24 protein-coding genes are annotated in these 23,248 nt (G+C 42.0%); 7 read left to right on the forward strand and 17 right to left on the reverse strand.

Going from position 1 to position 23,248, the window contains the following annotated elements:
• Window positions 1-27: 27 nt before the first annotated feature.
• Complete coding sequence (locus tag J8M01_RS01910; protein ID WP_211056829.1) at window positions 28-1,053, forward strand: phospholipase A; 1,026 nt, start codon at window positions 28-30, stop codon at window positions 1,051-1,053.
• A 72-nt stretch (window positions 1,054-1,125) separates the two neighbouring features.
• Here the strand turns inward: J8M01_RS01910 and J8M01_RS01915 are convergent, their stop codons facing one another.
• The 4 genes from J8M01_RS01915 to metB form a co-directional block, all read right to left on the reverse strand.
• A complete protein-coding gene (locus J8M01_RS01915; RefSeq protein WP_211048719.1) occupies window positions 1,126-1,368 on the reverse strand; it encodes a hypothetical protein in 243 nt (80 codons plus the stop codon).
• A gap of 16 nt (window positions 1,369-1,384) precedes the next feature.
• On the reverse strand, window positions 1,385-2,224 hold the full coding sequence (locus J8M01_RS01920) for a hypothetical protein (protein WP_211056810.1): 840 nt from the start codon (window positions 2,222-2,224) through the stop codon (window positions 1,385-1,387).
• Window positions 2,225-2,494: 270 nt separating this feature from the next.
• On the reverse strand, window positions 2,495-4,843 hold the full coding sequence (metL, locus tag J8M01_RS01925) for a bifunctional aspartate kinase/homoserine dehydrogenase II (RefSeq protein ID WP_211056811.1): 2,349 nt from the start codon (window positions 4,841-4,843) through the stop codon (window positions 2,495-2,497).
• A gap of 4 nt (window positions 4,844-4,847) precedes the next feature.
• Window positions 4,848-6,071: a cystathionine gamma-synthase gene (metB, locus tag J8M01_RS01930; protein ID WP_211056812.1), complete on the reverse strand. Its 1,224-nt coding sequence runs from the start codon at window positions 6,069-6,071 to the stop codon at window positions 4,848-4,850.
• A 296-nt stretch (window positions 6,072-6,367) separates the two neighbouring features.
• Between metB and metJ the strand changes: the two genes are divergently transcribed.
• The gene (gene metJ / locus J8M01_RS01935; protein ID WP_192508946.1) at window positions 6,368-6,688 is read left to right on the forward strand and encodes a met regulon transcriptional regulator MetJ; all 321 of its coding nucleotides are present in this window, start codon (window positions 6,368-6,370) and stop codon (window positions 6,686-6,688) included.
• A 463-nt stretch (window positions 6,689-7,151) separates the two neighbouring features.
• Here metJ and rpsQ read toward each other — a convergent pair whose 3' ends face one another.
• The 11 genes from rpsQ to rpsJ are packed head-to-tail and all read right to left on the reverse strand — an operon-like array spanning window position 7,152 to window position 12,116.
• The gene (gene rpsQ / locus J8M01_RS01940; protein ID WP_010367075.1) at window positions 7,152-7,409 is read right to left on the reverse strand and encodes a 30S ribosomal protein S17; all 258 of its coding nucleotides are present in this window, start codon (window positions 7,407-7,409) and stop codon (window positions 7,152-7,154) included.
• A complete protein-coding gene (gene rpmC / locus J8M01_RS01945) occupies window positions 7,409-7,600 on the reverse strand; it encodes a 50S ribosomal protein L29 (protein WP_010367076.1) in 192 nt (63 codons plus the stop codon). Before rpmC ends, rpsQ begins: the two co-directional genes overlap by 1 nt.
• The gene (rplP, locus tag J8M01_RS01950; RefSeq protein ID WP_010367077.1) at window positions 7,600-8,013 is read right to left on the reverse strand and encodes a 50S ribosomal protein L16; all 414 of its coding nucleotides are present in this window, start codon (window positions 8,011-8,013) and stop codon (window positions 7,600-7,602) included. The genes rpmC and rplP overlap by 1 nt, the downstream gene beginning before the upstream one ends.
• A gap of 13 nt (window positions 8,014-8,026) precedes the next feature.
• Entirely contained in the window at window positions 8,027-8,728 is a 702-nt protein-coding gene (rpsC, locus tag J8M01_RS01955) for a 30S ribosomal protein S3 (RefSeq protein WP_192508948.1), read from the reverse strand.
• Between the two features lie 12 nt (window positions 8,729-8,740).
• Entirely contained in the window at window positions 8,741-9,073 is a 333-nt protein-coding gene (rplV, locus tag J8M01_RS01960) for a 50S ribosomal protein L22 (protein WP_192508981.1), read from the reverse strand.
• Between the two features lie 12 nt (window positions 9,074-9,085).
• Entirely contained in the window at window positions 9,086-9,364 is a 279-nt protein-coding gene (gene rpsS / locus J8M01_RS01965) for a 30S ribosomal protein S19 (RefSeq protein ID WP_010367084.1), read from the reverse strand.
• A gap of 16 nt (window positions 9,365-9,380) precedes the next feature.
• Window positions 9,381-10,205: a 50S ribosomal protein L2 gene (gene rplB / locus J8M01_RS01970; RefSeq protein WP_010367086.1), complete on the reverse strand. Its 825-nt coding sequence runs from the start codon at window positions 10,203-10,205 to the stop codon at window positions 9,381-9,383.
• Window positions 10,206-10,222: 17 nt separating this feature from the next.
• On the reverse strand, window positions 10,223-10,525 hold the full coding sequence (gene rplW, locus J8M01_RS01975) for a 50S ribosomal protein L23 (protein WP_010367088.1): 303 nt from the start codon (window positions 10,523-10,525) through the stop codon (window positions 10,223-10,225).
• The gene (gene rplD, locus J8M01_RS01980; RefSeq protein ID WP_010367090.1) at window positions 10,522-11,124 is read right to left on the reverse strand and encodes a 50S ribosomal protein L4; all 603 of its coding nucleotides are present in this window, start codon (window positions 11,122-11,124) and stop codon (window positions 10,522-10,524) included. Before rplD ends, rplW begins: the two co-directional genes overlap by 4 nt.
• Window positions 11,125-11,141: 17 nt before the next feature.
• Entirely contained in the window at window positions 11,142-11,777 is a 636-nt protein-coding gene (rplC, locus tag J8M01_RS01985) for a 50S ribosomal protein L3 (protein ID WP_010367093.1), read from the reverse strand.
• A 27-nt stretch (window positions 11,778-11,804) separates the two neighbouring features.
• Complete coding sequence (rpsJ, locus tag J8M01_RS01990) at window positions 11,805-12,116, reverse strand: 30S ribosomal protein S10 (RefSeq protein ID WP_010367096.1); 312 nt, start codon at window positions 12,114-12,116, stop codon at window positions 11,805-11,807.
• 400 nt (window positions 12,117-12,516) lie between these two features.
• On the opposite strand from rpsJ, the gene plsB reads away from it, so the two are divergent.
• Window positions 12,517-14,943, forward strand: a complete 2,427-nt coding sequence (gene plsB / locus J8M01_RS01995) for a glycerol-3-phosphate 1-O-acyltransferase PlsB (protein ID WP_211056813.1) — start codon at window positions 12,517-12,519, stop codon at window positions 14,941-14,943.
• Window positions 14,944-14,998: 55 nt separating this feature from the next.
• On the opposite strand, the gene tesB is transcribed toward plsB, so the two are convergent.
• Window positions 14,999-15,859, reverse strand: coding sequence for an acyl-CoA thioesterase II (gene tesB / locus J8M01_RS02000; RefSeq protein ID WP_192508950.1), 861 nt, complete (start codon window positions 15,857-15,859; stop codon window positions 14,999-15,001).
• 168 nt (window positions 15,860-16,027) lie between these two features.
• Here tesB and J8M01_RS02005 point away from each other — a divergent pair, with 168 nt between their 5' ends.
• Complete coding sequence (locus J8M01_RS02005) at window positions 16,028-16,480, forward strand: EVE domain-containing protein (protein WP_211056814.1); 453 nt, start codon at window positions 16,028-16,030, stop codon at window positions 16,478-16,480.
• Between the two features lie 191 nt (window positions 16,481-16,671).
• On the opposite strand, the gene J8M01_RS02010 is transcribed toward J8M01_RS02005, so the two are convergent.
• Window positions 16,672-17,733, reverse strand: coding sequence for a potassium channel family protein (locus J8M01_RS02010; protein WP_211056830.1), 1,062 nt, complete (start codon window positions 17,731-17,733; stop codon window positions 16,672-16,674).
• Between the two features lie 181 nt (window positions 17,734-17,914).
• Between J8M01_RS02010 and J8M01_RS02015 the strand changes: the two genes are divergently transcribed.
• The 3 genes from J8M01_RS02015 to J8M01_RS02025 all read left to right on the forward strand — a co-directional run bounded on the left by J8M01_RS02015 (window position 17,915) and on the right by J8M01_RS02025 (window position 23,237).
• Window positions 17,915-18,862: a chemotaxis protein CheV gene (locus tag J8M01_RS02015; protein WP_211056815.1), complete on the forward strand. Its 948-nt coding sequence runs from the start codon at window positions 17,915-17,917 to the stop codon at window positions 18,860-18,862.
• A gap of 147 nt (window positions 18,863-19,009) precedes the next feature.
• Window positions 19,010-21,175, forward strand: coding sequence for a DNA helicase II (uvrD, locus tag J8M01_RS02020; protein ID WP_211056831.1), 2,166 nt, complete (start codon window positions 19,010-19,012; stop codon window positions 21,173-21,175).
• Window positions 21,153-23,237 carry a GNAT family N-acetyltransferase gene (locus tag J8M01_RS02025; RefSeq protein WP_211056816.1) on the forward strand — a complete coding sequence of 695 codons (2,085 nt, stop codon included), beginning with the start codon at window positions 21,153-21,155 and terminating at the stop codon, window positions 23,235-23,237. The genes uvrD and J8M01_RS02025 overlap by 23 nt, the downstream gene beginning before the upstream one ends.
• Window positions 23,238-23,248: the final 11 nt, after the last annotated feature.

The following is a 23,248-nucleotide window of genomic DNA, read 5'->3' on the forward strand; positions in this document are numbered from 1 at the left end:
CAATAATATTCTATGAAACAATACACTATGGAACTGCGTTCACTTGTTTTTGGTACTTTACTTTCAGGGCTTTCATTTACAACTCTCGCTGAGACACCTGCAAACAACGATGAGATTGATCTAGTTAAGCAATGCATTCTGAATGAAATTATTGGTGGCGATAAAAAGCAAACAATTGAGCAACTGAGGACTCGATGCGCTAAGCTGGATGCCGCAAGACAGCTCAGTTCTTTAGATAAGCGCGTAGCGCGAGAGCGAGTCGGTGAAAAAAACCGTAATGTACTTACACCACATCACCGTAACTATATTTTGCCTGTATCCTACATAAGCAACCCTAATAATCGCCCTTTCGATGGTCTTAAGAATATTGATGCGGAAGCGGGTGAGCCGCTTGATAACTTTGAAGCGAAATATCAACTGTCTCTTAAAATACCACTTTATAGCGATTTTTCTGATAGTGACCAAGCCATTTATATGGGCTTCACTTTACAATCTTACTGGCAGCTTTATAACAAAGATATCTCTTCACCGTTTCGTGAAACCAATTATGAGCCAGAACTATTCTGGGTTAACTTCCTAGATGATGAAAATGTCCTTTGGGGTGATGAAATGGCGATAGTGTTAGGTATCTCTCACCAATCTAATGGTAGAAGTCAACCTAACTCACGTTCTTGGAACCGTATTTATGCAAATTTCATATGGGAAAATAATGGTTTTGTCTTCAGTTTCAAACCTTGGTATCGACTGCCAGAAGAGCGTAAAACTGATGTACTAACGGCCAAAGGAGACGACAATCCAGATATTCATAAATATATGGGTTACTTCGAGCTCAGTGGGGTGTATAGATATAAAGAGCATGAATTTGGCTTTACTGCGCGAAATAACCTTAACAGCGACAATCGGGGCGCTCTACAAATTGACTGGTCATTCCCTATCTGGGGAAAATTACGAGGCTACGCACAATACTTTAATGGCTACGGTGAAAGCTTGATTGACTATAACGCAGACATTCAACGATTTGGGGTGGGTATACTGCTTACCGATATTTTATAAATACCACGCTCTACCCTGAAAATAGACCCACGATATAAAAAAGCGCCCTATTTATGGCGCTTCTTATTGTCATTACTCGTCTTCAGATAGGCTTTTTTTATCTCGCCTTTGATAAAATATTGCCGCAAGTAAATAACCAACACATACATACATGTTCAGTATAGGAATACAGGATGAAATTATTGCAGGCTTTTTCCTGAAACCCTTTAACTTCGCAATCAATAAATTAAACGGCAAAGCAATAATTACAGAGCCGACCACCACTAAAAATATTGGGTGCAATTCACCTGTTCTAAATAGTTCTAAAAATTCCATGTGACACCTTTGTATATTATTCTGGGGAAATGGGCACTATGGTCACACTTCCTCCGCCACTACCCCCCATCCAACCTTCGCTGTACACCACCGTAACTGCAATACCGTATTCAGCAGCCTTATCTAAAAACCGCTGTAATCCTGCACTACTGCTAAACGAGTATTGGCCCTGAATTGACGAACCAGTATCGGGGATTTTGTTACCATTGATGTCCCGAGCGCTGTTGGCTTTATAATTTAACTGCAAAACGGCACTACCTGCTGTCGCAGTGGTCATGATCAGTACAGACCCATCTTCAAACTTAAACCTCAGTTCAAGACCACTTAGCGGACCAACAACTGCACCACCAAAGATTGATGTTAATTGTGCTGACCAATACGTAAGTGGATAAGCAGATTTATACCAGCTATCTAACTTATCGTGGTTACTGAAATTTTGCGACAAACTCCATGCACTCCCTAACCCTGAAGAGGATGGGACTGGCACCGTAGTTGACGCCTCTATACTGTTGAAATACGTATGCGCTTGATTCACTCTGTTCTGCAAATCTGAAGAAGTTGCGGTATATCGACCGGTCACCACAGTGACTAATTCACCACGACGATCTAACTCTGGTCTAGACGTCACTCTAAACGACTTAACTAAGCCATTTTTAATACTAATAACATGCACATTATACTCAGAGCTAACACTGTCATACTCAGTCATCTCTTTCACTTTACTCACCGCTTTGGTGTGCATTTGCACTGCCGAAGAGCACGGATTACAAGTCACATTAATCGCAGCTTTGCTATCGTGAGTAAATAATAAAAGTAAAAAACAAAATGTAATAATGAGAAGTTTGCTATGTTTCATTTTCTATGTCCTTATAGGTAATTGCAGTTATCCATTAACTGACAATTTACAAGCTAGACCAAGAGCTGATATTAAGCAATTATTTAGTAGGTAATAACACGAAAAAAATAGTATTTAAGTTTTATTTTTAAATCGATGTGCTATTTAAGGATACACGCTATCCTGTTCTTAACATGCAAATTATGAACAACGCGTGCGCGCAGTATCCTGCTATGCTAAAGGCGATGAACTTTAGTGCATCACCTTTGAATTTATTGAGACCATCAAATATTATTTGAGTTGCTGAGTGAGCCAATACAAATCTGAGTGAATACCTGCGGCGGTGACTTCTTTACCTGCACCAGGCCCTTGGATAACAAGCGGGTTTTGTTCATACCACACGCTTTTGATCACGAAAATGTTGTCACCCGGTGTTAAATTCGCAATCGCCGAGCCTGCCTCAGCAAAAGCAATTCCAACTTTTGCAGTCACTTTACCACTGTCGCTAATAATTAATTGCCCTGTGTAACGGAGCGATTTACCTTCATCATCTGCTTGTTGGTATTTCACAGCATAAAATGTGTCTAATTCATCACGTTTCGCTAAAAAATCATCCCAACTACCTTCAGCTAAATGCACCGGCATTAGAGGTTCTAATGCAATGTCATCAACATCGAGTTCTAAGCCTAAATCTCGCGCCAATATGAGCAACTTTCGTTGCATATCTCTACCTGATAAGTCTTCTCTGGGATCTGGTTCGGTATACCCCATTTCTTGTGCAGCAAGCACCAAGTCAGAAAACTTTTGATCAACAGTAAAACTGCTACATAACCAAGAAAGCGTGCCTGAAAATACCCCTTCAATTGACGTGATCACATCACCGCTATTTTGTAAGTCAGCCAAGGCAAAATTGATAGGCAAACCCGCACCAACACTGGTGTTATAACGCCAATGTAAATTACGCTCACGTTGCTGCTCTCGTAATAACTGATACCAACCTCTGTCGGCAGTGCCTGCGTATTTATTGGCGCTGATCAAGTGACAATCACTTGCCACAAAGTCTGGATACAGCAAACTAAATGCTTCACTTGCGGTGATATCAATCACCACTTTATGTTCATAATCTAACTCTGAAATGTGTTCAACAAGCGACTTACTGTTGTAACTCTGCGCTTCATTTTTCCATTGTGTCTGCCATGCCGATAACTCGATACCGCTCGGTGAAAACACCATCTCTTTTGAGCGCAGTAAACCAACAACCTTTAAATCAAACTGTGATTGCAAACGGGTAATTTGCTGCTCGCATTGTTGTAAAAATACATCTCCGACATTACCAATGCCGGCAATAATTACCGCAATCTCCCGACCTTTATTGATAAGCTTATCGTGCAATACAGCCAAAAGATCACTGTCTAATGCCTGATCGGTCAAGAACAAAGCGTAATCACTGTCTTGATGAGCAAAGCGAACGACCACTTCACGATCATGGAATAATTGCTCGGCTTGCTGCTTGAGCCCTGAGAGCTCTGAGGAAGACGCAACCAGTGCACACCCTTGCAAGTTGCTTTCTACAATATTAATGCGCCCAGCGAGCTGCTGTGCAACAATATGCGTGAATGTTGCAGGCAACAGTAAATACGCATCACCATTAACAATAAAATGATGAATACTGTGCTGAATAAGCTGACTTAACGTACGTACTTCACCCTTCGCTAAGTTTTCGACGCGTACTAAATCAAGGTTCTCAAAGGTGGTAATAAAGCGTTTTGCTTTGCTATACCCTTCTTTTACTATTTCTGTAGGTGACGCTTCAGGCTCATAACTGCTGCGCACTTGTAGCTTGATGTTACTTCCCTTTAAAGGAGAGAGCGTCTTAGCATGCAGCACTGGATTACCTAGTCTTGCCAATAAATTTGCTTGAGCACGGCACACCTTTGGGTATTTAAGCGCACTGCTCACTTTGCGTGGATCGGTGCTATACACCCCCTGCGTATCGGTCCAGATTGAGACGGCACTGGCATCAATATAACTGGCGAGTAGCGTAGCACTATAGTCACTGCCATTACGACCTAATGTGACGGTATTTTTATCACAATCTTGTGCAATAAACCCGGTAACCACATAGACCACTGCATCTTGCAACTGGGCATAACATGTTGCTTTATTCTGTTGGTGTAGCAATTGCGCATCATGCAACGTAAACAATTGGCGGGCATCAATGCTGCGTGCAGCTACTTTAAGCTCATTTAGATAATGCGCTAATAACCGAGCCGACCATAGCTCACCATGGGCTAGTAAGGGAGATTCTTGTAATTCTGATTGTTGCGCTAATTGAGTAATGGCAACTAACTCAGCGTCTAGCTGCGCTTTGAGTGCTCGGTGTACATCGCCAGAGAACAACTCGTCAACCAGCTCACTCTGGTGCTTTTCCAACTGAATCAATACGTCTGAAAACGCTTGTTGATCTTGCTGTTGATAACTTTGCCAAAGCTTCACTAACGTGTTTGTGGTTTTACCCGCCGCAGAAACCACCACACAATCACCACTTTTACAATGCCCAAGTATTATTTGCGCAACGGCTTGATAGCGTGACGCAGAGCTTAAGCTTGAGCCACCGAATTTATGTACTACTCTTGTCATTTTTCTACCACAAAACCGTATGAGCCGGTGTTAATTTAAAAGTTTTTGCCTCATCAGATCCTGTGCTTTGACCTGGTGTAGTGCGTTTAAACGCTTGCTCTAGATCAGCCACCAAGTCATCTAGTTCTTCAATACCCACAGAAATTCGAATCAGCGTATCTCCTACGCCCGCTTCAAGACGAGCTGTCGCATCCATACCCGCATGCGTCATGGTCGCAGGATGACAAATTAAGCTCTCTACACCACCCAGTGATTCCGCCAATGAAAACTCTTTTAAAGAGGTCAAGAATGCAGCAGAGTCATTTAACCCGCCTTTTATGTCAAAGCTCACCATGCCACCGAAGCCAGCTTGCTGCTTTTTGGCCAATTCATGTTGTGGATGAGATTCTAAACCAGGGTAATACACTTGACTCACATAGTCCGATTGCTCTAAGTATTTGGCAATCGCCAAGGCATTTTCTTGATGCTGCTTTAAACGTACATTCAGCGTTCGTAAGCCACGAAGCGTTAAATAGCTATCAAAGGGCGCGCCCGTAATGCCAATGTTATTTGCCCACCATGCTAGCTCCTCACCCAGTTCCGCAGTACGTGCGATCACGGCACCACCGACCACGTCTGAATGACCATTAATATATTTAGTGGTTGAGTGAACCACAATGTCTACACCAAACTTAATGGGGTTTTGTAATGCCGGTGACAAAAAAGTGTTATCTGCAGCAACTAGTGCACCTGCTTGCTTAGCGGTTTTCACCACAGCTTCTATGTCTGTCAGGCGAAGAATAGGGTTGCTCGGTGTCTCAATCCATACCACTTTTGGCTTTATATCTAAAATTTGCTGATAGCTTTCAGACTGTGTTAAATCAAGTACTACAAGGTTTAATAAGCCACGCTTTTGCAATGATGTGAATAAACGATAACTGCCGCCATAACAGTCATGGGGGATCACCAACGTATCATCGCTATTTAATAGTTGCGTCACTAAGTGAACAGCAGACATACCCGTTGCGGTAATAATGCCTCTTTCTCCGCCTTCTAGCTGAGCTAATGTTTCAGCTAAAATATCTCGATTAGGGTTACCACTGCGACCATAATCATAATCTCGTTTGGTATCAAAATCTGCAAATGAGTACGTAGTTGATAGGTATAACGGCGGTACGACCGCACCATGGTGCTTGTCTGCTTCTATGCCATGGCGTACTGCGATGGTTGATTTATTACGTTCACTCATATCATCACCTAGATAGTTGGATGTTTAGACGTCTAAAAGGTTAGATTAATAAATACTAGAAGTCAAAACATTTATACTGCTAAATGGCTATTTACTTAGTATTTGACTATCTTATTTAAACCGATAAAATTTCGCCACTTCAAAAAAATGATCGCGAATACGATCGAACGAAGCACTTACTATGGCAAGTAAAGGGGCTTTTGCCTAGACCATCACAAACAATGTCATATAATGACAACCAGTAAGTACATAGTTCCGTCGGATAGGCACTACACAATAAAGGCAACAACAACATTATGGCTAAATGGAATGGTGAATATGTTCACCCGTATGCAGAACACGGTAAAAAGTCTGAACAAGTAAAAAAGATCACTGTATCAATCCCGTTGAATGTATTGAAAGTGTTAACTGACGAGCGTACTCGCCGACAAGTTAATAATTTACGTCATGCAACCAATAGCGAGCTACTGTGTGAAGCATTTTTACATGCATTTACTGGGCAACCTTTGCCAAACGATGAAGATTTACGAAAAGATAATCCAGAAAAAGTACCTGAAGAAGTGCGTCAAATTATGGAGTCTATGGGGTTAGAAGTGCCTATCATTGATGAAGAATAGTCAATATGAAGCCCCGTCGTGGGCTTCCTATTCTTGTTTTTATACCCGATGATATCCTTTAACTTACTACCCGAAATAACCGTATCGCCGCAGTAATTAAACCCATTAACCTCATTCTTAATTACAATATACGCTTATTAATTCAATACACTTGTTATTACACATCACTTTACATCAGAAAACCTATCTTCATCGACCACATATGGCAAAAGCACGTTGCCTAAAACGCGCTCTGTAATTCGTATAACAGCGCAAGTCTATACATAGCAGAGTAAAATAGAAGTGATATAAACGACTGTGCGGGTATCGTGAAATAGTACAATGAAATGGCTATTGCTAAGCAATATCAGCATGCTGAGGTTAGTAAAAATATAGATGAATTTATACGGGCCTACAAAAACAAAAGCCCCAGCCAAAGGCCGGGGCTTTCAAAGACAAATCTTAAATTAGTTTAAAACTAAAATTAAGCTTGCTTAGGACGTGCAATAACGTCTACTAAAGTCCAAGATTTATTCTTAGAGATAGGAGCACATTCACGAATAGTAACTGTGTCGCCTGCTTTAGCTGTATTGCTCTCGTCATGTACGTGCAACTTAGTTGTACGCTTGATGTATTTACCGTAGATCGGGTGCTTAACCTGACGTTCGATACCTACAACAATAGACTTTTCCATCTTATCGCTGATCACACGACCTTGAAGAGTACGGATTTTATCAGTCATTATGCACCTGCCTTCTGGTTGATAACCGTTTTAACACGCGCAATACTGCGACGTACTTTTCTTAACTCGTGAGTCTGAGCTAGCTGACCAGTGCTTGTTTGCATGCGCAGGTTAAACTGCTCACGAAGAAGCTCAAGAAGTTCAGCATTAAGCTCTTCAACGCTTTTGTCTTTAAGTTCGCTAGCTTTCATCACATTACCGTCCGAGTTACAAATGTTGTTTTGAAAGGTAATTTACGAGCTGCAAGGTTGAATGCTTCACGAGCAAGCTCTTCTGGCACACCTTCCATCTCATAAAGTACTTTGCCTGGCTGGATTTCTGCAACCCAGTACTCAACAGAGCCTTTACCTTTACCCATACGAACTTCAAGCGGTTTGTTTGTGATTGGCTTGTCTGGGAACACACGGATCCAGATTTTACCTTGACGCTTTACGTGACGTGTCATAGCACGACGAGCTGCTTCAATTTGACGTGCAGTCATACGACCACGGCCAGTTGCTTTCAAACCGAAAGAACCGAAGCTTACTTTGTTTCCGCTTGTAGCAAGACCGCGGTTGCGACCTTTATGCATTTTACGGAATTTTGTACGTTTTGGCTGTAACATTAATCGCTACCCCTTACTTAGCACTTTTTTTGGCTTTCTTCGGTGCACGTTTAGCTGGCTTCTCTTGCTCTTGAACTAGTGGTAAACCACCAATTACTTCGCCTTTGAAGATCCAAACTTTAACACCGATGATGCCGTAAGTGGTTAAAGCTTCAGAAGTTGCGTAGTCGATATCAGCACGTAGAGTATGTAGAGGTACACGACCTTCACGATACCATTCAGAACGTGCGATTTCAGCGCCGCCTAGACGACCACTTACTTCAACTTTGATACCTTTAGCACCAATGCGCATTGCGTTTTGTACCGAGCGCTTCATAGCACGACGGAACATAACACGACGCTCTAACTGAGATGCAATACCGTCAGCAACTAATTGTGCGTCAAGTTCTGGCTTACGTACTTCAGAAATGTTGATCTGAGCAGGAACACCAGCGATCTTAGTTACAGCTTGACGAAGTTTTTCAACATCTTCGCCTTTCTTACCGATAACAACACCAGGACGAGCTGTGTGAATTGTTACACGGATAGATTTAGCTGGACGCTCAATAACGATTTTAGACACAGAAGCCGCTTTCAATTCCTTAGTAAGGAATGTACGTACTTTGTGATCGCCAAAAAGCTGTGCAGAGAAATCTTTTGTACTCGCGTACCAGGTAGAAACCCAAGGTTTAGAGATACCTAGGCGAATACCAGTAGGATGAACTTTTTGTCCCATTACTTATATCTCCTAGCTATCTGAAACCACAACAGTGATGTGGCTTGTACGCTTAAGGATGCGGTCTGCGCGTCCTTTAGCACGTGGCATAATACGTTTCATTGTAGGACCATCGTCCACAAAAACCGTAGCTACACGTAGCTCATCAATGTCAGCACCTTCGTTATGCTCTGCGTTAGCAATAGCAGACTCAAGTACTTTCTTAACCAATACAGCCGCTTTTTTAGGGCTGTATGCCAGGATTTCTAGTGCGCGATCTACCGGAAGTCCGCGGATCTGATCTGCAACTAGACGTGCTTTTTGCGCCGAACCAGAGGCGAATTTGTGTTTAGCTAATGCTTCCATCATATTCCCCTATTAACGCTTCTTCGCTTTCTTATCCGCAGCATGGCCGCGGTAAGTACGAGTAGGTGCAAACTCACCTAGTTTGTGACCGATCATTTCGTCTGTAACGAATACAGGTACGTGCTGACGACCATTATGGACAGCGATGGTCAATCCGATCATGTTAGGGATGATCATTGAACGACGGCTCCAAGTCTTTATAGGCTTCTTGTCACCGCTTTCCAACGCCTTCTCTACCTTCTTCAGCAAGTGTAGGTCTATAAATGGACCCTTCTTGAGAGAACGTGGCATGGCAATTCCTCAACTATTACTTAGTACGACGACGTACTATTAGTTTATCCGTACGCTTGTTCTTGCGCGTTTTAGCACCTTTAGTAGGCTTACCCCATGGAGACACAGGGTGACGACCACCAGAAGTACGACCTTCACCACCACCGTGTGGGTGATCAACCGGGTTCATGGCAACACCACGAACTGTCGGACGAATACCACGCCAGCGGTTAGCACCTGCTTTACCTAGTGAACGAAGCATATGCTCAGCATTGCCTACTTCACCTAAGGTAGCGCGACAGTCAGACTCAACTTTACGTACTTCGCCTGAACGAAGACGTAGAGTCACGTATTGACCTTCACGTGCTAGGATTTGAACGTATGCACCAGCAGAGCGTGCAATTTGCGCACCCTTACCAGGTTTTAACTCTACGTTGTGTACAGTCGAACCTACAGGCATGTTACGCATCGGTAATGTGTTACCAGCTTTGATAGGTGCATCAACACCTGACTGGATCTGATCACCGGCTTTAAGGCCTTTAGGTGCAATGATGTAACGACGCTCACCGTCTGCATATAATACAAGAGCGATGTTTGCGCTACGGTTAGGATCATACTCTAAACGCTCAACAGTGGCTGGAATGCCATCTTTAGTGCGTTTGAAGTCGATTAAACGATAGTGTTGCTTATGACCACCACCGATATGACGAACCGTGATACGACCGTTGTTGTTACGACCACCTGATTTAGAGTTTTTCTCTAAAAGCGGTGCGTATGGCTTACCCTTGTGTAGCTCAGAGTTAACCACTTTAACGACGTGACGACGACCCGCAGAAGTTGGTTTACACTTTTGAAGTGCCATAATTCTAACTCCCCTTATTACTCGGCGCCGCCGACAAAGTCTAGCTCGCTACCTTCTTTAAGAGTAACGTAGGCTTTTTTCCAGTCGCTACGACGACCGAAACGTTGACCTGTACGTTTTGTTTTACCCTTAACGTTTAGAGTGCGAACACCAGTTACTTCTACTTCAAAAAGCTTCTCAACTGCCGCTTTAACTTCAGCTTTAGTTGCATCGTTTACTACTTTGAAAACAATCGTGTTGTTTTCTTCAGCAGCGATCGTGCTTTTCTCAGAGATGTGTGGAGCAAGAATTACTTTTAAAAGACGTTCTTCACGGATCATGCTAGCGCCTCCTCAAGTTGCTTAATAGCACCTGCAGTAATAAGTACCTTATCGAATGCGATTAGGCTTACTGGGTCGATGCCAGCTACATCACGAGTGTCAACCTTATAAAGGTTACGTGAAGATAGGAATAGATTCTCATCTACTTCTTCAGTCACGATAAGCACGTCTTTAAGCTCAAGTTCTTTAAGCTTAGAAACTAATTCTTTTGTTTTTGGTGCTTCAAGACCAAAACTTTCAACAACGATTAAACGCTCTTGACGAACAAGCTCAGACAAAATGCTTTTGATTGCACCGCGATACATCTTACGGTTAACTTTTTGGCTGTGGTCTTGCGGCTTAGCTGCAAAACTTACACCACCGCTGCGCCAGATTGGGCTGCGGATTGTACCAGCACGTGCACGGCCAGTACCTTTTTGAGCGAATGGTTTTTTACCACCGCCTCTAACTTCAGAACGTGTCTTCTGAGCACGAGTACCTTGGCGAGCACCTGCTGCATATGCAACAACTACTTGGTGTACCAATGCTTCGTTAAACTCACGTCCAAAAGTAGCTTCGGAAACTTCAAGCGCGCCAGCGCCTTTAATTGCTAATTCCATCACTAAATCTCCAGGACTTATGCTTTAACAGCAGGTTTAACGATAACGTCGCCGCCAATAGCGCCAGGTACAGCACCTTTAACTAGAAGCAGATTACGTTCAGCGTCAACACGTACTAGTTCAAGATTCTGAGTCGTTACACGCTCAGCACCCATATGACCGGCCATTTTCTTACCTTTAAACACCTTACCAGGTGATTGGTTTTGACCGATTGAACCAGGAGCACGGTGAGACAAAGAGTTACCGTGTGTAGCGTCTTGCATGCTGAAGTTCCAGCGCTTAACACCACCTTGGAAACCTTTACCTTTCGAAGAACCGGTAACGTCTACTTTGTTGATATCAGTAAATAATTCAACAGTAAGTTCATTACCTACTTCAAAATCGCCTTCACCACCATTTAGGCGGAATTCCCACAGGCCACGACCCGCTTCAACACCAGCTTTTGCGAAATGACCCGCATCTGCTTTGTTTACACGGCTTGCTTTTTTCTCGCCTGCAGTAACTTGAAGCGCATTGTAACCATCTGTTGCGTCAGATTTGATCTGAGTAACACGGTTAGGCGTTGCTTCAATAACTGTCACAGGGATAGATACACCATCTTCAGTGAAGATGCGTGTCATACCCACTTTACGACCGACTAGACCTAATGCCATTTTCCTAAAACCTCTCTAATCTTCCGATTAACCCAGGCTGATTTGAACATCAACACCAGCAGCAAGGTCTAGGCGCATTAGAGCGTCTACAGTCTTGTCAGTTGGTTCTACGATGTCGATCAGACGTTTATGGGTGCGGATCTCATATTGATCTCGCGCATCTTTGTTCACGTGCGGAGAAGTCAATATTGTAAAACGTTCAAAGCGAGTTGGAAGTGGGATTGGACCACGTACCTGAGCGCCAGTGCGTTTCGCTGTTTCCACGATTTCCGCCGTTGATTGGTCAATCAAACGGTGGTCAAAAGCTTTTAGGCGAATACGAATGCGTTGATTTGACATTCTTTAACAACCTCAATTAAAAGAGCATTTAAAAAGAGCATAAAAATACCACCAGAACAAAATAATAAATTATTTGCCGGTTGGGATCTTTATTTCTACCATTGAACTCCAAATCGGAGTTCCTGTTTTAGCTTGAAATCCAAGCTCTATTTGCTTTCTAACTGTCTGCAACAGTAGAAAGTCCGCACATTATAATGATATTGGCGATAAATGCAACAAGCAATACTAAGTTTTATTTCATGTTCTGTTTAATCATTCAAAGTAAGCTTAAACTAACTACACCTGTTATATGTGCACTTTTACACTAATCTAATATAGTGCATTATCTCCAATTCAAGCTGAAATGGTCAGTCCAGTGAAAGCTTGCTATGCTATCACAAATTTTTAAATGTGGTGTTTTATGAGACTTATCTCGCAAGGTTTAAATCAACTTTCACAGTGGGCTAACGCATTATTAGTGAGGACTAAACTACTTCCCGAAAACCCCGTAGCACAATTTGAATTAAACCCTGAACTTCCAACATTTTATGTTGCTCGACTCAATGCTCGTTCTGACATTGCGGCACTCGATCGTGTCTGTAAAAAGCTAGCACTGCCTCGCCCAACACAAACACAGTCTATTGGTGAAAAGTCCATTCCTCGTTTTATTGGGCTACAAAATCCAACGCCACTGTTTTCTAAAAAAGCGAAACCCAGTAATGCGTTGGATATTGGTAAAGATATTTTTGAAGCTTTACAACTTACACCTGATTGTCAGGCCCAAATCATTCCAATCACAATACTGTGGGGCCGTAACCCAGGAAAAGAGAAACCGGGTATAGGCACGTTATTTTCACATTCTTTAACGCCTAGCTGGTTGCGAAAATGCTTTGTTTTACTATTTTCAGGCCGAGATAACTTAGTTCGCTTCAGTCAACCTATCGAGCTCAACCAACTTATCAACGACAAAGCCGATGTCGATGAATTACCACATAAACTTGTTCGTGTAGCACGAGTACACTTTCGCCGTCAAAAATTAGCAGCCACAGGTCCAAAACTTCCCTCTCGGGAACAGCTATTTAATTCTTTACTCGCGTCACCCAGTATCAAAAAGGCCATTGAAGAAGAAGCTAAAAGTAAAGGGTTAACCCATGATGAAGCGCGTTTAAACGCTCAAAACCTATTAGAAGAAATTGCAGCAAATTATTCAGATGCAATGGTCAAAGTTGGCGAACGGCTTCTCACCTGGTTATGGAATAAACTTTATAATGGAATTGAAATAAAATATGCAGAACGCGTCCATAACTTAGCCGATAAAGGCCATGAGATTATTTATGTACCTTGCCACCGCAGCCACATGGATTACCTATTACTCACATACGTGATCTATCATCAAGGACTCGTTCCTCCACATATTGCAGCAGGCGTTAACTTAAATTTCTTTCCAGCAGGCGGCATATTTAGACGTTGTGGGGCATTTTTTATACGCCGCTCATTTGCTGGTAACAAACTTTACTCTGCCGTATTCAAAGAATATTTAAGCCAACTCTTCATTAAAGGTTATTCTGTTAAGTTTTATACTGAAGGAGGTCGCAGTCGCACTGGTCGCTTACTTCCGCCCAAAACAGGTATGTTAGCAATGACAATTCAATCCATGTTACGAGGAATAGACAGGCCGATTTCAATAGTTCCTGTTTATATTGGCTATGAGCATGTCATGGAGATTAATACCTACCTTAAAGAATTAGCAGGGAGTAACAAAAAGAACGAATCGGTATTTGCTGTCTTCAAAGCCATGAAAAACCTGAAAAACTATGGTCGTGGTTATTTAAATTTTGGTGAACCAATTAATGTAAATCAATATTTAAATGAGCATCAGCAAGGGTGGCATAACGCAATACACCCAACCAATGTGCAAAAGCCGACATGGTTAAATGCTCGTGTCGCCGGCTTGGCCGACAACATTATGACTAATATCAATAGCGCCGCTGCTTTAAATGCAGTTAATTTATTGGCCACCATTTTACTCAGCAACAGCCAATTTGCATTAAGTAAACGTAAGTTACTTTCTCAGCTAGAGTTTTATCTAAACTTACATCGAGATGCTAAGTACAACACACAAGTTACTTTACCTGAAGGCAATGCTGAGCAGCTGCTTCAACATGCCCTGCAACTCAACAAGTTTGACGTATTACAAGATGAGCTTGGGGACATTGTAACAATTAAAGAGCAGGAACGGACTCTTTTTAATTACTATCGCAATAACATTATTCATGTATTTGCCGTGCCCAGTATTATTGCTCAGCAATTAGTTAACTGCCGCACAGTCACTATACAAGAATGTGAGCAGCAATTAGCATTGCTATATCCGTTTTTTGCGAAAGAGTGGTTTTTAACGCCATTGCGTGCAGGGTATATTGCTGAAATATTGAACGCCTTTGCTAACAGTGGACTCATTGAATTTGACGGTAACTCTGTCAAAGTCGCCTCTCAAAGTAATGCCATAGCACAGTTAGAGATGCTGGGGAAAGTCATACATTTAACACTCGAGCGTTATGCAATCACAGTCAGTTTAATCGATTCCAATCAAGGGATCACACGTACGACTTTAGAATCTGAAAATGATGTACTTGCAAAACGCTTAGGGACGCTCCACGGCATTAAAAGCCCTGAGTTCTTTGATAAAAAAGTGCTGGTATCGTTTATTTCAAGCCTTAAAACTCAGGGCTATATTACTGTCTCTGAACAGCAATGTATTGAGGCTACTCAGCAACTCGCTGAGCTAAAATCTCATTTACGCGCATTGTTGCCAGCAAGTATTTGGCAATCAATTAACGACACCCTTTAGCCCTTATAACCAAAAGGGGGTTACTTCGTTACCGCATAGTAATCCTCTTTTGATATTAACCCCGCTGTCGCATAACACCTTCTTGCATCGTAGAAGCAATCAGCTCTCCATTGCGGTTAAAAAACTGGCCTCTAACTAAACCTCGGCCGTTGCTGGCACTTGGGCTGTCCACACTATATAAAATCCAGTCATCTAACCTAAATGGTCGATGGAACCACATCGCATGATCAACTGTGGCAACCTGCATACTCGGGTGCATAAATGATAACCCATGAGGCTGAAGTGCCGTTGGTAAAAATTCAAAATCAGACGCGTATGCTAAAAGGTAATTATGGATCCGCCTATCATCTGGCATAGGTCCATTGGCTTTAAACCATACATGACGCTCTGGGGTTGTTTTTTGTGGCTTAAAGGGGTTTTGAAAATCTACGGGCCTCATTTCTAGAGGCATTTCGCGAGTAAATTTATGTCTTAACGGCTCCGGTATCAAATGCGCATTTTCTTGATAAAACTCTAATGACGATTTTAATGTTTCAGGTGCTGGCACCTTTGGCATATTACTTTGATGAGAAAGCCCAGGTTCATCTCCCTGAAATGAGGCTGTCATATAAAATATCGGTTTACCATATTGAATCGCACTTACACGACGAGTACTAAAGCTTTTACCATCCCGAATAGTCTCAACGTCATAGACAATAGGTTTCGCTGGGTCTCCAGGTCGCAAAAAATATGAATGCAGTGAGTTTACATATCGCGCTTCCGGCAAGGTATATTTTGCCGCTGACAAAGCCTGTCCCATAACTTGCCCACCAAAAACTTGTGGAAAGCCTAAATCTTGACTTTGACCTCGATAAATACCCAATTCAATTTCTTCTAATTTTAGTAATGACAATAAATTATCAAGTATCTGACTCATGGTACGTGCCCGCTTAGTTATCGTGATCTAATAATACTATAAATAACAACGATACCTACCCTAATTACTTATCAAAGCGCATTTAACGAACACCATATTGATTAATGATTGCATGACGACACATTTATCTACGACAATAAGACTTCACACACGAAAGAGATCCTCGTCATGGCATATTGGTTATTTAAAACTGAACCGGAGACATTCTCCATCGATGACTTAAAAAGTGCATCACAACAACGTACATTTTGGGAGGGCATCAGAAATTATCAAGCGCGCAATTTTTTACGAGATAGAGTGCAAATCGGAGATCAAGTATTCATTTATCACTCTAGCTGTAAAATACCTGCCATTGTGGGCATTGCCGTCGTCGTCAAAGCTGCGGAAGCCGACCCGCATCAATTCGACATAAATAGCGATTATTACGATGCGAAAGCCACCCACGAAGCGCCTCGGTGGGTAGGCGTAACCATTCAATATCAGCAACACTTAACCCCCATTACATTGGCCGAAATAAAAGCCAACAACGCCATTACTGATCTCGCGCTCAAAAAGGCTAATCGACTATCAATCATGCCCGTCACTGACAGTGAGTGGCAATTATTAATAGCGTCGCGCTAGATTCCGGTACGTGTTGCGTTCCGCTCTCGCCCCCCAAATTGGGTGCAATCGAAAAATACAGTAATAAGACCAGCCAAGAAAAAAGCAATGAACCGATGAACCTACCACTTTCTTCATACTTTAGACTTCGCTGACGGGTTACTATCAAACCGAACGGTACTAGACAATCAAATATTTCCTACTCCTCACTGTCATATGTCATTCCACTGTACCTCATTCACAAGTACTCTACTGGGGGCTATATAATGCAAAATATCACCCGCATTAATCCTATATTCCAATGGTGGATTTAAATCCAAATTTTGCCCGTTTCGGTCATGTGCTACGCCTAATAAAATTGCATTGTGATGTGTCTTAAAATAGGGAAATAGTGCGCCAAACTGATAGCTATTAACACCTTCTGGTAACTGTAAACTAAATTGTGTATCACCGTGTAGACTCGAAAGTAGCTCTTCTTGAACACGACTAGAGCCGGGGTCCTGCATGGCACGCACTAATATTTCAGCCGATTTAGCCGACGAACACTCCACGTTCTGACAGTGAGAACGTAATAAAGCAACTTTACTTTCATCCTGAAAATGCGCGCTAATATGAGCTTCAGGTTTGATTATAGGACTTAATTTCAAAGAGGTAGTGAAAGTTTGGTCATCATCTTGCCCATCTATAATCACTTTATCTGCATCGCTGATAGCAATTCTGGCCAACTGCTCATTTTCTGTGAAACTAGTCAAACGCGCAAAATTAACTTCTGGATAGCCCAATAAAGGATGCTCTATATTGTCAGTAACAGCCAAAACGATACGCCGATTATCTCGTTTTGTATCTGCAAGAATATAGTCAATGATTTTCTTTGTTCTGACTGGGTGCCAACCAAATATAATAATGTGATTGCGCAAATGGTAGTAATCTTTATCGCCTGTCATTGCTCGTTTTATCCAAAATGTTGCCATTTGCCCTGCTTTTCCAAGCAGAACACCAAATAAACCTAAACCAAACGGAATTTGCACCAACGCCACAACCCAACGGCCAAAATCAGTTGTGGCACTAAAATCGCCATATCCAACGGTTGAAGTTGTTACAATATAATAATAAAAAAATACATTTGCTGGCAGTAATGTGTGCTCATTTGCAAACAGTAACAACCCCCATACTAACCCCATATGCAGCGCGGTAATTAAACACAATAACCGCCAACTAGCTCGGTCAACATGAGCGCGTAATAATACTACTAAGCGTTTAAAAATAATCATAATTAGGCGTGTCGTGAAAATATAGATCTACCCTACTTTATTTCAACTTTCTTGAAAACCTTACCATCACTATACACAATAAAATAACGTTAAATTCAGCTTTAGAAACTTACAGACAAACTCGTAATTTGCAATAACTTGGGTATACTAAAATATGAAATAACACGAGATAATAGGTTGAAGAATGGCAGGTGTATTGGCTTCGGTGGATCAAAGAACACAATTAGTTGGCGAAAACCGGCTTGAGCTGTTGTTATTCCACTTACACAGTCGACATTTGTTTGCACTGAATGTATTTAAGGTGAAAGAGGTCGTGAAATTACCACACCTCAACATTATTCCCAATGCGCACCCTAAAGTATGTGGAGTGACAACAATACGTGGCGAATCAATCCCCGTCATAGATTTACGCTTAGCGATTTGCATGCCTGAGTGTGAACGAGGCGCAGACTGTAATCTTGTTATCACCGAATATAACCGCTCTATACAAGCGTTTTTAGTTGGTAAGGTAGATCAAATCGTTAATACTACATGGTCTGATATTATGCCAACCCCCAGTTCTGTAGGTAAAAACCATTATTTAACCGCTTTAACAAAAGTAGTCCGAGAAGATATCGAGCATATTGTAGAGATCATTGACGTTGAAAAAGTATTGGCCGAAATCATAGAATACGACATTGGCATTTCCGATAATGTGTTAGATCAGACGATTATTGAAGATTTTAAAGGCCGTAAAATACTTCATGCTGACGACTCCCCAACAGCCCGTAGACAAGTTGCAGATACGCTTGCCCAACTTGGCATCGAAATCATCCCTGCGACTGACGGTCAACAAGCACTTGACGTATTGACGAAATGGGCCGATGACGGTGTTAATGTAAATGAAGAGCTCCTCGCTGTGATCACTGATGCTGAAATGCCTGTTATGGATGGATATAGATTAACGTACGAGATTCGGAATGACCCACGCCTCAAAGATCTGTACGTAGTGCTTAACACATCTCTTAGCGGCAGCTTTAATCAAGCTATGGTTGAAAAAGTAGGATGTAATGCTTTTCTTTCAAAATTCCAGCCCGACTTACTTGTACAAGAAGTACAAAATCGCTTAAAAGCGATTCTGCCCACCAAGTAACTGGCTACTTATACAGTATTTATACTTTTATTTTCTTTTGAATTTCAAATTGTTAAATATTAAGACGTAAGGAACATCACCACAAAACTGGGAAAGCGAAGTACACAAAGGTATACTTTGCCTTCATTTTCTATAACAGGCGTGATGATGGACGTTTCTGAATTAATCGATGGTTTAAACGATAAACAGCGAGAAGCTGTTGCCGCACCACTACAGAATATGCTGGTGTTGGCGGGTGCGGGGTCTGGTAAGACTCGAGTACTAGTACATCGTATCGCTTGGTTAATGCAAGTCGAACATGCATCTCCCTACAGTATATTTGCCGTAACATTTACTAATAAAGCGGCCAAAGAAATGCGCTCCCGTGTAGAGGAAACTATCAAGTCTTCTGTTGGCGGGATGTGGATTGGAACCTTTCACGGATTATCACACCGCATCCTACGAGCGCATTACCGTGATGCTAATTTGCCCGAAGCATTTCAAATACTAGACACCGATGATCAAGTTCGTATGATCCGTCGACTGCTCAAAGCAATGAATATCGACGAAAAAAAGTGGCCTGCAAAGCAAATCGCATGGTATATCAGTGCACGTAAAGATGAAGGCACTCGACCTAAAGATATTCAGGCTTACGATATCAATGAGCAGCTATTACTTAAAGTATATACTGCGTATCAAGAAGCATGTGATCGTGCTGGCTTAGTCGATTTTGCCGAAATTCTATTACGATGTTTTGAATTGCTACAACAGCATCCCACCCTCTTACGCCACTATCAGCAACGTTTTCGCTATATGCTAGTTGACGAATTCCAAGATACCAATAGCATTCAGTACCAATGGCTTAAGTTACTTGCTGGGACTGAAAACACGATGATGATAGTAGGAGATGACGATCAAAGTATTTATGGCTGGCGAGGGGCTAAGATTGAGAATATTACCTGCTTTGTGGGTGACTTTAATGCCGAAACGATTCGACTAGAGCAGAACTATCGCTCAACTGCCACTATTTTAAAAGCATCTAATGCACTTATTGAGAATAACGCTGAACGTATGGGTAAAAGTTTATGGACTGAGGGCTCAGAAGGTGAGCCTATTTCTGTCTATGCCGCTTTTAATGAACTCGATGAATCTCGCTTTGTCGCAAGCAAAATCCGCAGCTGGCTAAACGCAGGTAACAAACTCGATCACAGCGCCATTTTATATCGAAATAATGCTCAATCACGGGTACTTGAAGAAGCATTATTACAAGAAGGGTTAAAATACCGAATTTATGGTGGCATGCGCTTTTTCGAACGACAAGAAATTAAAGATGCTCTTGCATATTTACGCTTGATCAGCAATCGACAGGATGATGCCGCATTTGAGCGGGTTATTAATACCCCAGCACGAGGCATTGGCGATAAAACACTCAGTCACATCCGCGATTGTGCTCGAAATGAGTCAATGCCTTTATGGTACGCGGCGAAAGCAATCCTAGAAGAAAAACACCTTTCTGGTAGAGCTGCAACAGCAATTAGTCGCTTTGTAGAAGTGGTTGAGAAGTTGGACGATAGTATTACGGAATTAGAGTTGGCTGAGCAGGCACAATTAACCATTGAACAATCAGGTTTACTGGCGATGTATCAAGCTGAAAAAGGCGAAAAAGGCCGAGCTCGTGTTGAAAACTTGGAAGAATTAATCAGTGCATGTGGTCAATATGATTTACCTATCGATGAAGACTTTAGTTCACCTTTGCAAGGCTTCTTAGCTTATACATCACTAGAGTCAGGAGAAGGACAAGCTGATGAACATGAAGATGCAGTGCAAATGATGACATTACACTCAGCCAAAGGTTTAGAGTTCCCTCTGGTTTTTATGGTGGGGGTAGAAGAAGGCATGTTCCCGTCCCAACAAAGTCATGAGGAATCAGGCAGATTAGAGGAAGAACGTCGGCTTTGTTATGTTGGTATGACACGGGCAATGGAGAAACTATACATTAGTCACGCAGAGAGCCGTAGATTGTATGGACAGGAAAAGCATCATAGTCCGTCTCGTTTTTTACGTGAATTACCCGATGATTGTGTCGAAGAAATTCGTATAAAAACTCAAGTTTCGCGTCCTGCGGCGAGTGGTCGCTTTAGCCCGTCAGTAACACATGCCGTTTTTGAAGACAGTGGTTATACGCTAGGTCAACGTGTTTTACACGCCAAGTTTGGTGCTGGAACAGTATTAAATTACGAAGGAAGTGGCGCTCAATCACGCATTCAGGTCAATTTTGATGATGTGGGCAGCAAATGGTTAGTGACGGCTTATGCACGTCTTCAAGCCATGTGATATAACCCCACTACTTACTCAACTGGCGTATAATAAGCATCGCCAGTTGTTACTGTTATGTGGGGATCACAATTGGGCCGTTGCCCAATACCAAGCCATGTTCACGCATTTTTCTGGTAGCCAATTATTACTTTCTAAGCACTCGGATTTACACTCAGCACGCTGGCCTGAGCATTTACACGAAATCTTAGGTCAAGAGTTTACAGTTGCCCTATATGATGGATATGCTGGCATCATTCCAAACAAATTAGCTGCTGTCAGTGGTACAGTTAAAGCTGGTGGAGTATTGGTATTACTTCTACCTGAATTAACGCAGCTAAATGCGTGGTCTGATCCAGCACAAAAAACATGGTCATCGTACGGTACTGACACAAGTAACAGTCTATTTTTACAGCGTTGGCAACAACTCATCCCCGCACTCCCCATTAGCGTATTATCACAAACCAACGGCGCAACCTTAAATATACCTGCAGCGCAAACTCCCTCTGCACAAAATACATTACAACAAAGTCAGGTAGTGTCTGCTCTGCATAAACACTTACAACAAAAAAATACAACGCCTTATTTGATCAGTGCTGACAGAGGACGAGGGAAGTCTTCTGCATTGGGCTTATTGGTTGCCAACATGCCAGAACATCAGTTTGTCATTTGTGCTGTGCAATATCGTGCGGTAAAAAGCTGCTTTAAACATTTAGCCATTGCGCAGAAGATCGAATACTTTGGTCATGAAAAACAACTTGCAAACTTACATTATATGCCGCCAGATCAACTGCTCCAAAACATGCCTTTACATGACACCATCATACTGATTGATGAAGCTGCTACCTTACCTGTTCCTACTTTAATGAAGATAGAGCAACAGGCTGAAAGCTGTATTTTCGCAAGCACCTTAGCTGGCTATGAAGGCAATGGAAGAGGCTATACCCTCAAATTTGCACAATACCTCGCTAGCAAGCACCCAAAATACCAACAACTTTCACTCACACAACCCATTCGTTACAACTCAGGAGACCCTTTAGAACACTCAATTAATCGATTACTTGCTTTAGATAGTCAATATATAGAATCCCCGCATTTTTTTCACAATGCAGTGCAGTTTATTGAATTAAGCCCCCATCAGCTCAGTCATAATGAGCAATTATTAGCACAGACTTTCGCCCTTTTAGTCATCGCACATTATCAAACCAGTGTAAACGACTTTAGACAATTGCTAGATAGCCCTAGCCAACGTCTGTTTGCTATTGCACATGATGAACACATTGTTGGTGTATGCTTAGTTAATTTAGAAGGTGGTTTAGATGATACGATTCAACAACAAATTAGCTGTGGTCACCGCCGTCCACAAGGGCATTTATTGGCTCAACAGTTATTTCACGTGCAGGGGCAGACACCTTTTTTAAGCGCTAAATGTGCTCGGATCGTACGTATCGCTATTGCCCCTCATTTACAGAATAAAAAATTAGGGAGTCAGCTTTTACAGTTTGTCGAACAAACTCTCGAACATACAGTTGATTACTTTGGTAGCAGTTTTGGTTGTGATCAACCTTTGTTAAGGTTTTGGCAGAATAGGGGCTATACACTCGTCAAGCTAGGCTATAAAAAAGATAAAGCCAGTGGTCTGTATTCTGCGATGGTCATTAAGAGCCAAACACAGTTACGCCATGAACAAATTCGATTACAAGCCCACTTTCAGAATATGCTGTCTTACCAGCTTATGAATCACTACTGTGAGTTACCCTCACCGTTAGTGCTCAGTATAATTACAGAATGGCCAAACAAACCCCTACCAACTGAACTTAAAGCGCAATTACATTTTATAGCGAATAAGAATTCAAACCTCGAACAATATACTGCCCTTATTTGGCAAGTGATCATATTACGCCCCTCTCTACTATCAGACATACCGCGCATTTCCCAACAGTTAGCGATTAGTCTATTATTACAAAATAATACTAAGGAATGGGTTCAGCATACTCTATCGCTGCGCTCAAAAAAGCAATTTAATATTGCATTGCAAGCTTTGGTGAAAGAACTTTATGCACGGATCTCTGTTAAAAATTAGTGTAATAATAC

It is taken from the genome of Pseudoalteromonas sp. MMG005 (assembly GCF_018101015.1).
Lineage (GTDB): Bacteria > Pseudomonadota > Gammaproteobacteria > Enterobacterales > Alteromonadaceae > Pseudoalteromonas > Pseudoalteromonas aurantia.

Coding starts and splice junctions, on each gene's coding strand:
- J8M01_RS01910 (WP_211056829.1), top strand. CDS start 28: ATGGAACTGCGTTCACTTGTTTTTGGTACTTTACTTTCAGGGCTTTCA.
- J8M01_RS01915 (WP_211048719.1), bottom strand. CDS start 1,368: ATGGAATTTTTAGAACTATTTAGAACAGGTGAATTGCACCCAATATTT.
- J8M01_RS01920 (WP_211056810.1), bottom strand. CDS start 2,224: ATGAAACATAGCAAACTTCTCATTATTACATTTTGTTTTTTACTTTTA.
- metL (WP_211056811.1), bottom strand. CDS start 4,843: ATGACAAGAGTAGTACATAAATTCGGTGGCTCAAGCTTAAGCTCTGCG.
- metB (WP_211056812.1), bottom strand. CDS start 6,071: ATGAGTGAACGTAATAAATCAACCATCGCAGTACGCCATGGCATAGAA.
- metJ (WP_192508946.1), top strand. CDS start 6,368: ATGGCTAAATGGAATGGTGAATATGTTCACCCGTATGCAGAACACGGT.
- rpsQ (WP_010367075.1), bottom strand. CDS start 7,409: ATGACTGATAAAATCCGTACTCTTCAAGGTCGTGTGATCAGCGATAAG.
- rpmC (WP_010367076.1), bottom strand. CDS start 7,600: ATGAAAGCTAGCGAACTTAAAGACAAAAGCGTTGAAGAGCTTAATGCT.
- rplP (WP_010367077.1), bottom strand. CDS start 8,013: ATGTTACAGCCAAAACGTACAAAATTCCGTAAAATGCATAAAGGTCGC.
- rpsC (WP_192508948.1), bottom strand. CDS start 8,728: ATGGGACAAAAAGTTCATCCTACTGGTATTCGCCTAGGTATCTCTAAA.
- rplV (WP_192508981.1), bottom strand. CDS start 9,073: ATGGAAGCATTAGCTAAACACAAATTCGCCTCTGGTTCGGCGCAAAAA.
- rpsS (WP_010367084.1), bottom strand. CDS start 9,364: ATGCCACGTTCTCTCAAGAAGGGTCCATTTATAGACCTACACTTGCTG.
- rplB (WP_010367086.1), bottom strand. CDS start 10,205: ATGGCACTTCAAAAGTGTAAACCAACTTCTGCGGGTCGTCGTCACGTC.
- rplW (WP_010367088.1), bottom strand. CDS start 10,525: ATGATCCGTGAAGAACGTCTTTTAAAAGTAATTCTTGCTCCACACATC.
- rplD (WP_010367090.1), bottom strand. CDS start 11,124: ATGGAATTAGCAATTAAAGGCGCTGGCGCGCTTGAAGTTTCCGAAGCT.
- rplC (WP_010367093.1), bottom strand. CDS start 11,777: ATGGCATTAGGTCTAGTCGGTCGTAAAGTGGGTATGACACGCATCTTC.
- rpsJ (WP_010367096.1), bottom strand. CDS start 12,116: ATGTCAAATCAACGCATTCGTATTCGCCTAAAAGCTTTTGACCACCGT.
- plsB (WP_211056813.1), top strand. CDS start 12,517: ATGAGACTTATCTCGCAAGGTTTAAATCAACTTTCACAGTGGGCTAAC.
- tesB (WP_192508950.1), bottom strand. CDS start 15,859: ATGAGTCAGATACTTGATAATTTATTGTCATTACTAAAATTAGAAGAA.
- J8M01_RS02005 (WP_211056814.1), top strand. CDS start 16,028: ATGGCATATTGGTTATTTAAAACTGAACCGGAGACATTCTCCATCGAT.
- J8M01_RS02015 (WP_211056815.1), top strand. CDS start 17,915: ATGGCAGGTGTATTGGCTTCGGTGGATCAAAGAACACAATTAGTTGGC.
- uvrD (WP_211056831.1), top strand. CDS start 19,010: ATGGACGTTTCTGAATTAATCGATGGTTTAAACGATAAACAGCGAGAA.
- J8M01_RS02025 (WP_211056816.1), top strand. CDS start 21,153: ATGCACGTCTTCAAGCCATGTGATATAACCCCACTACTTACTCAACTG.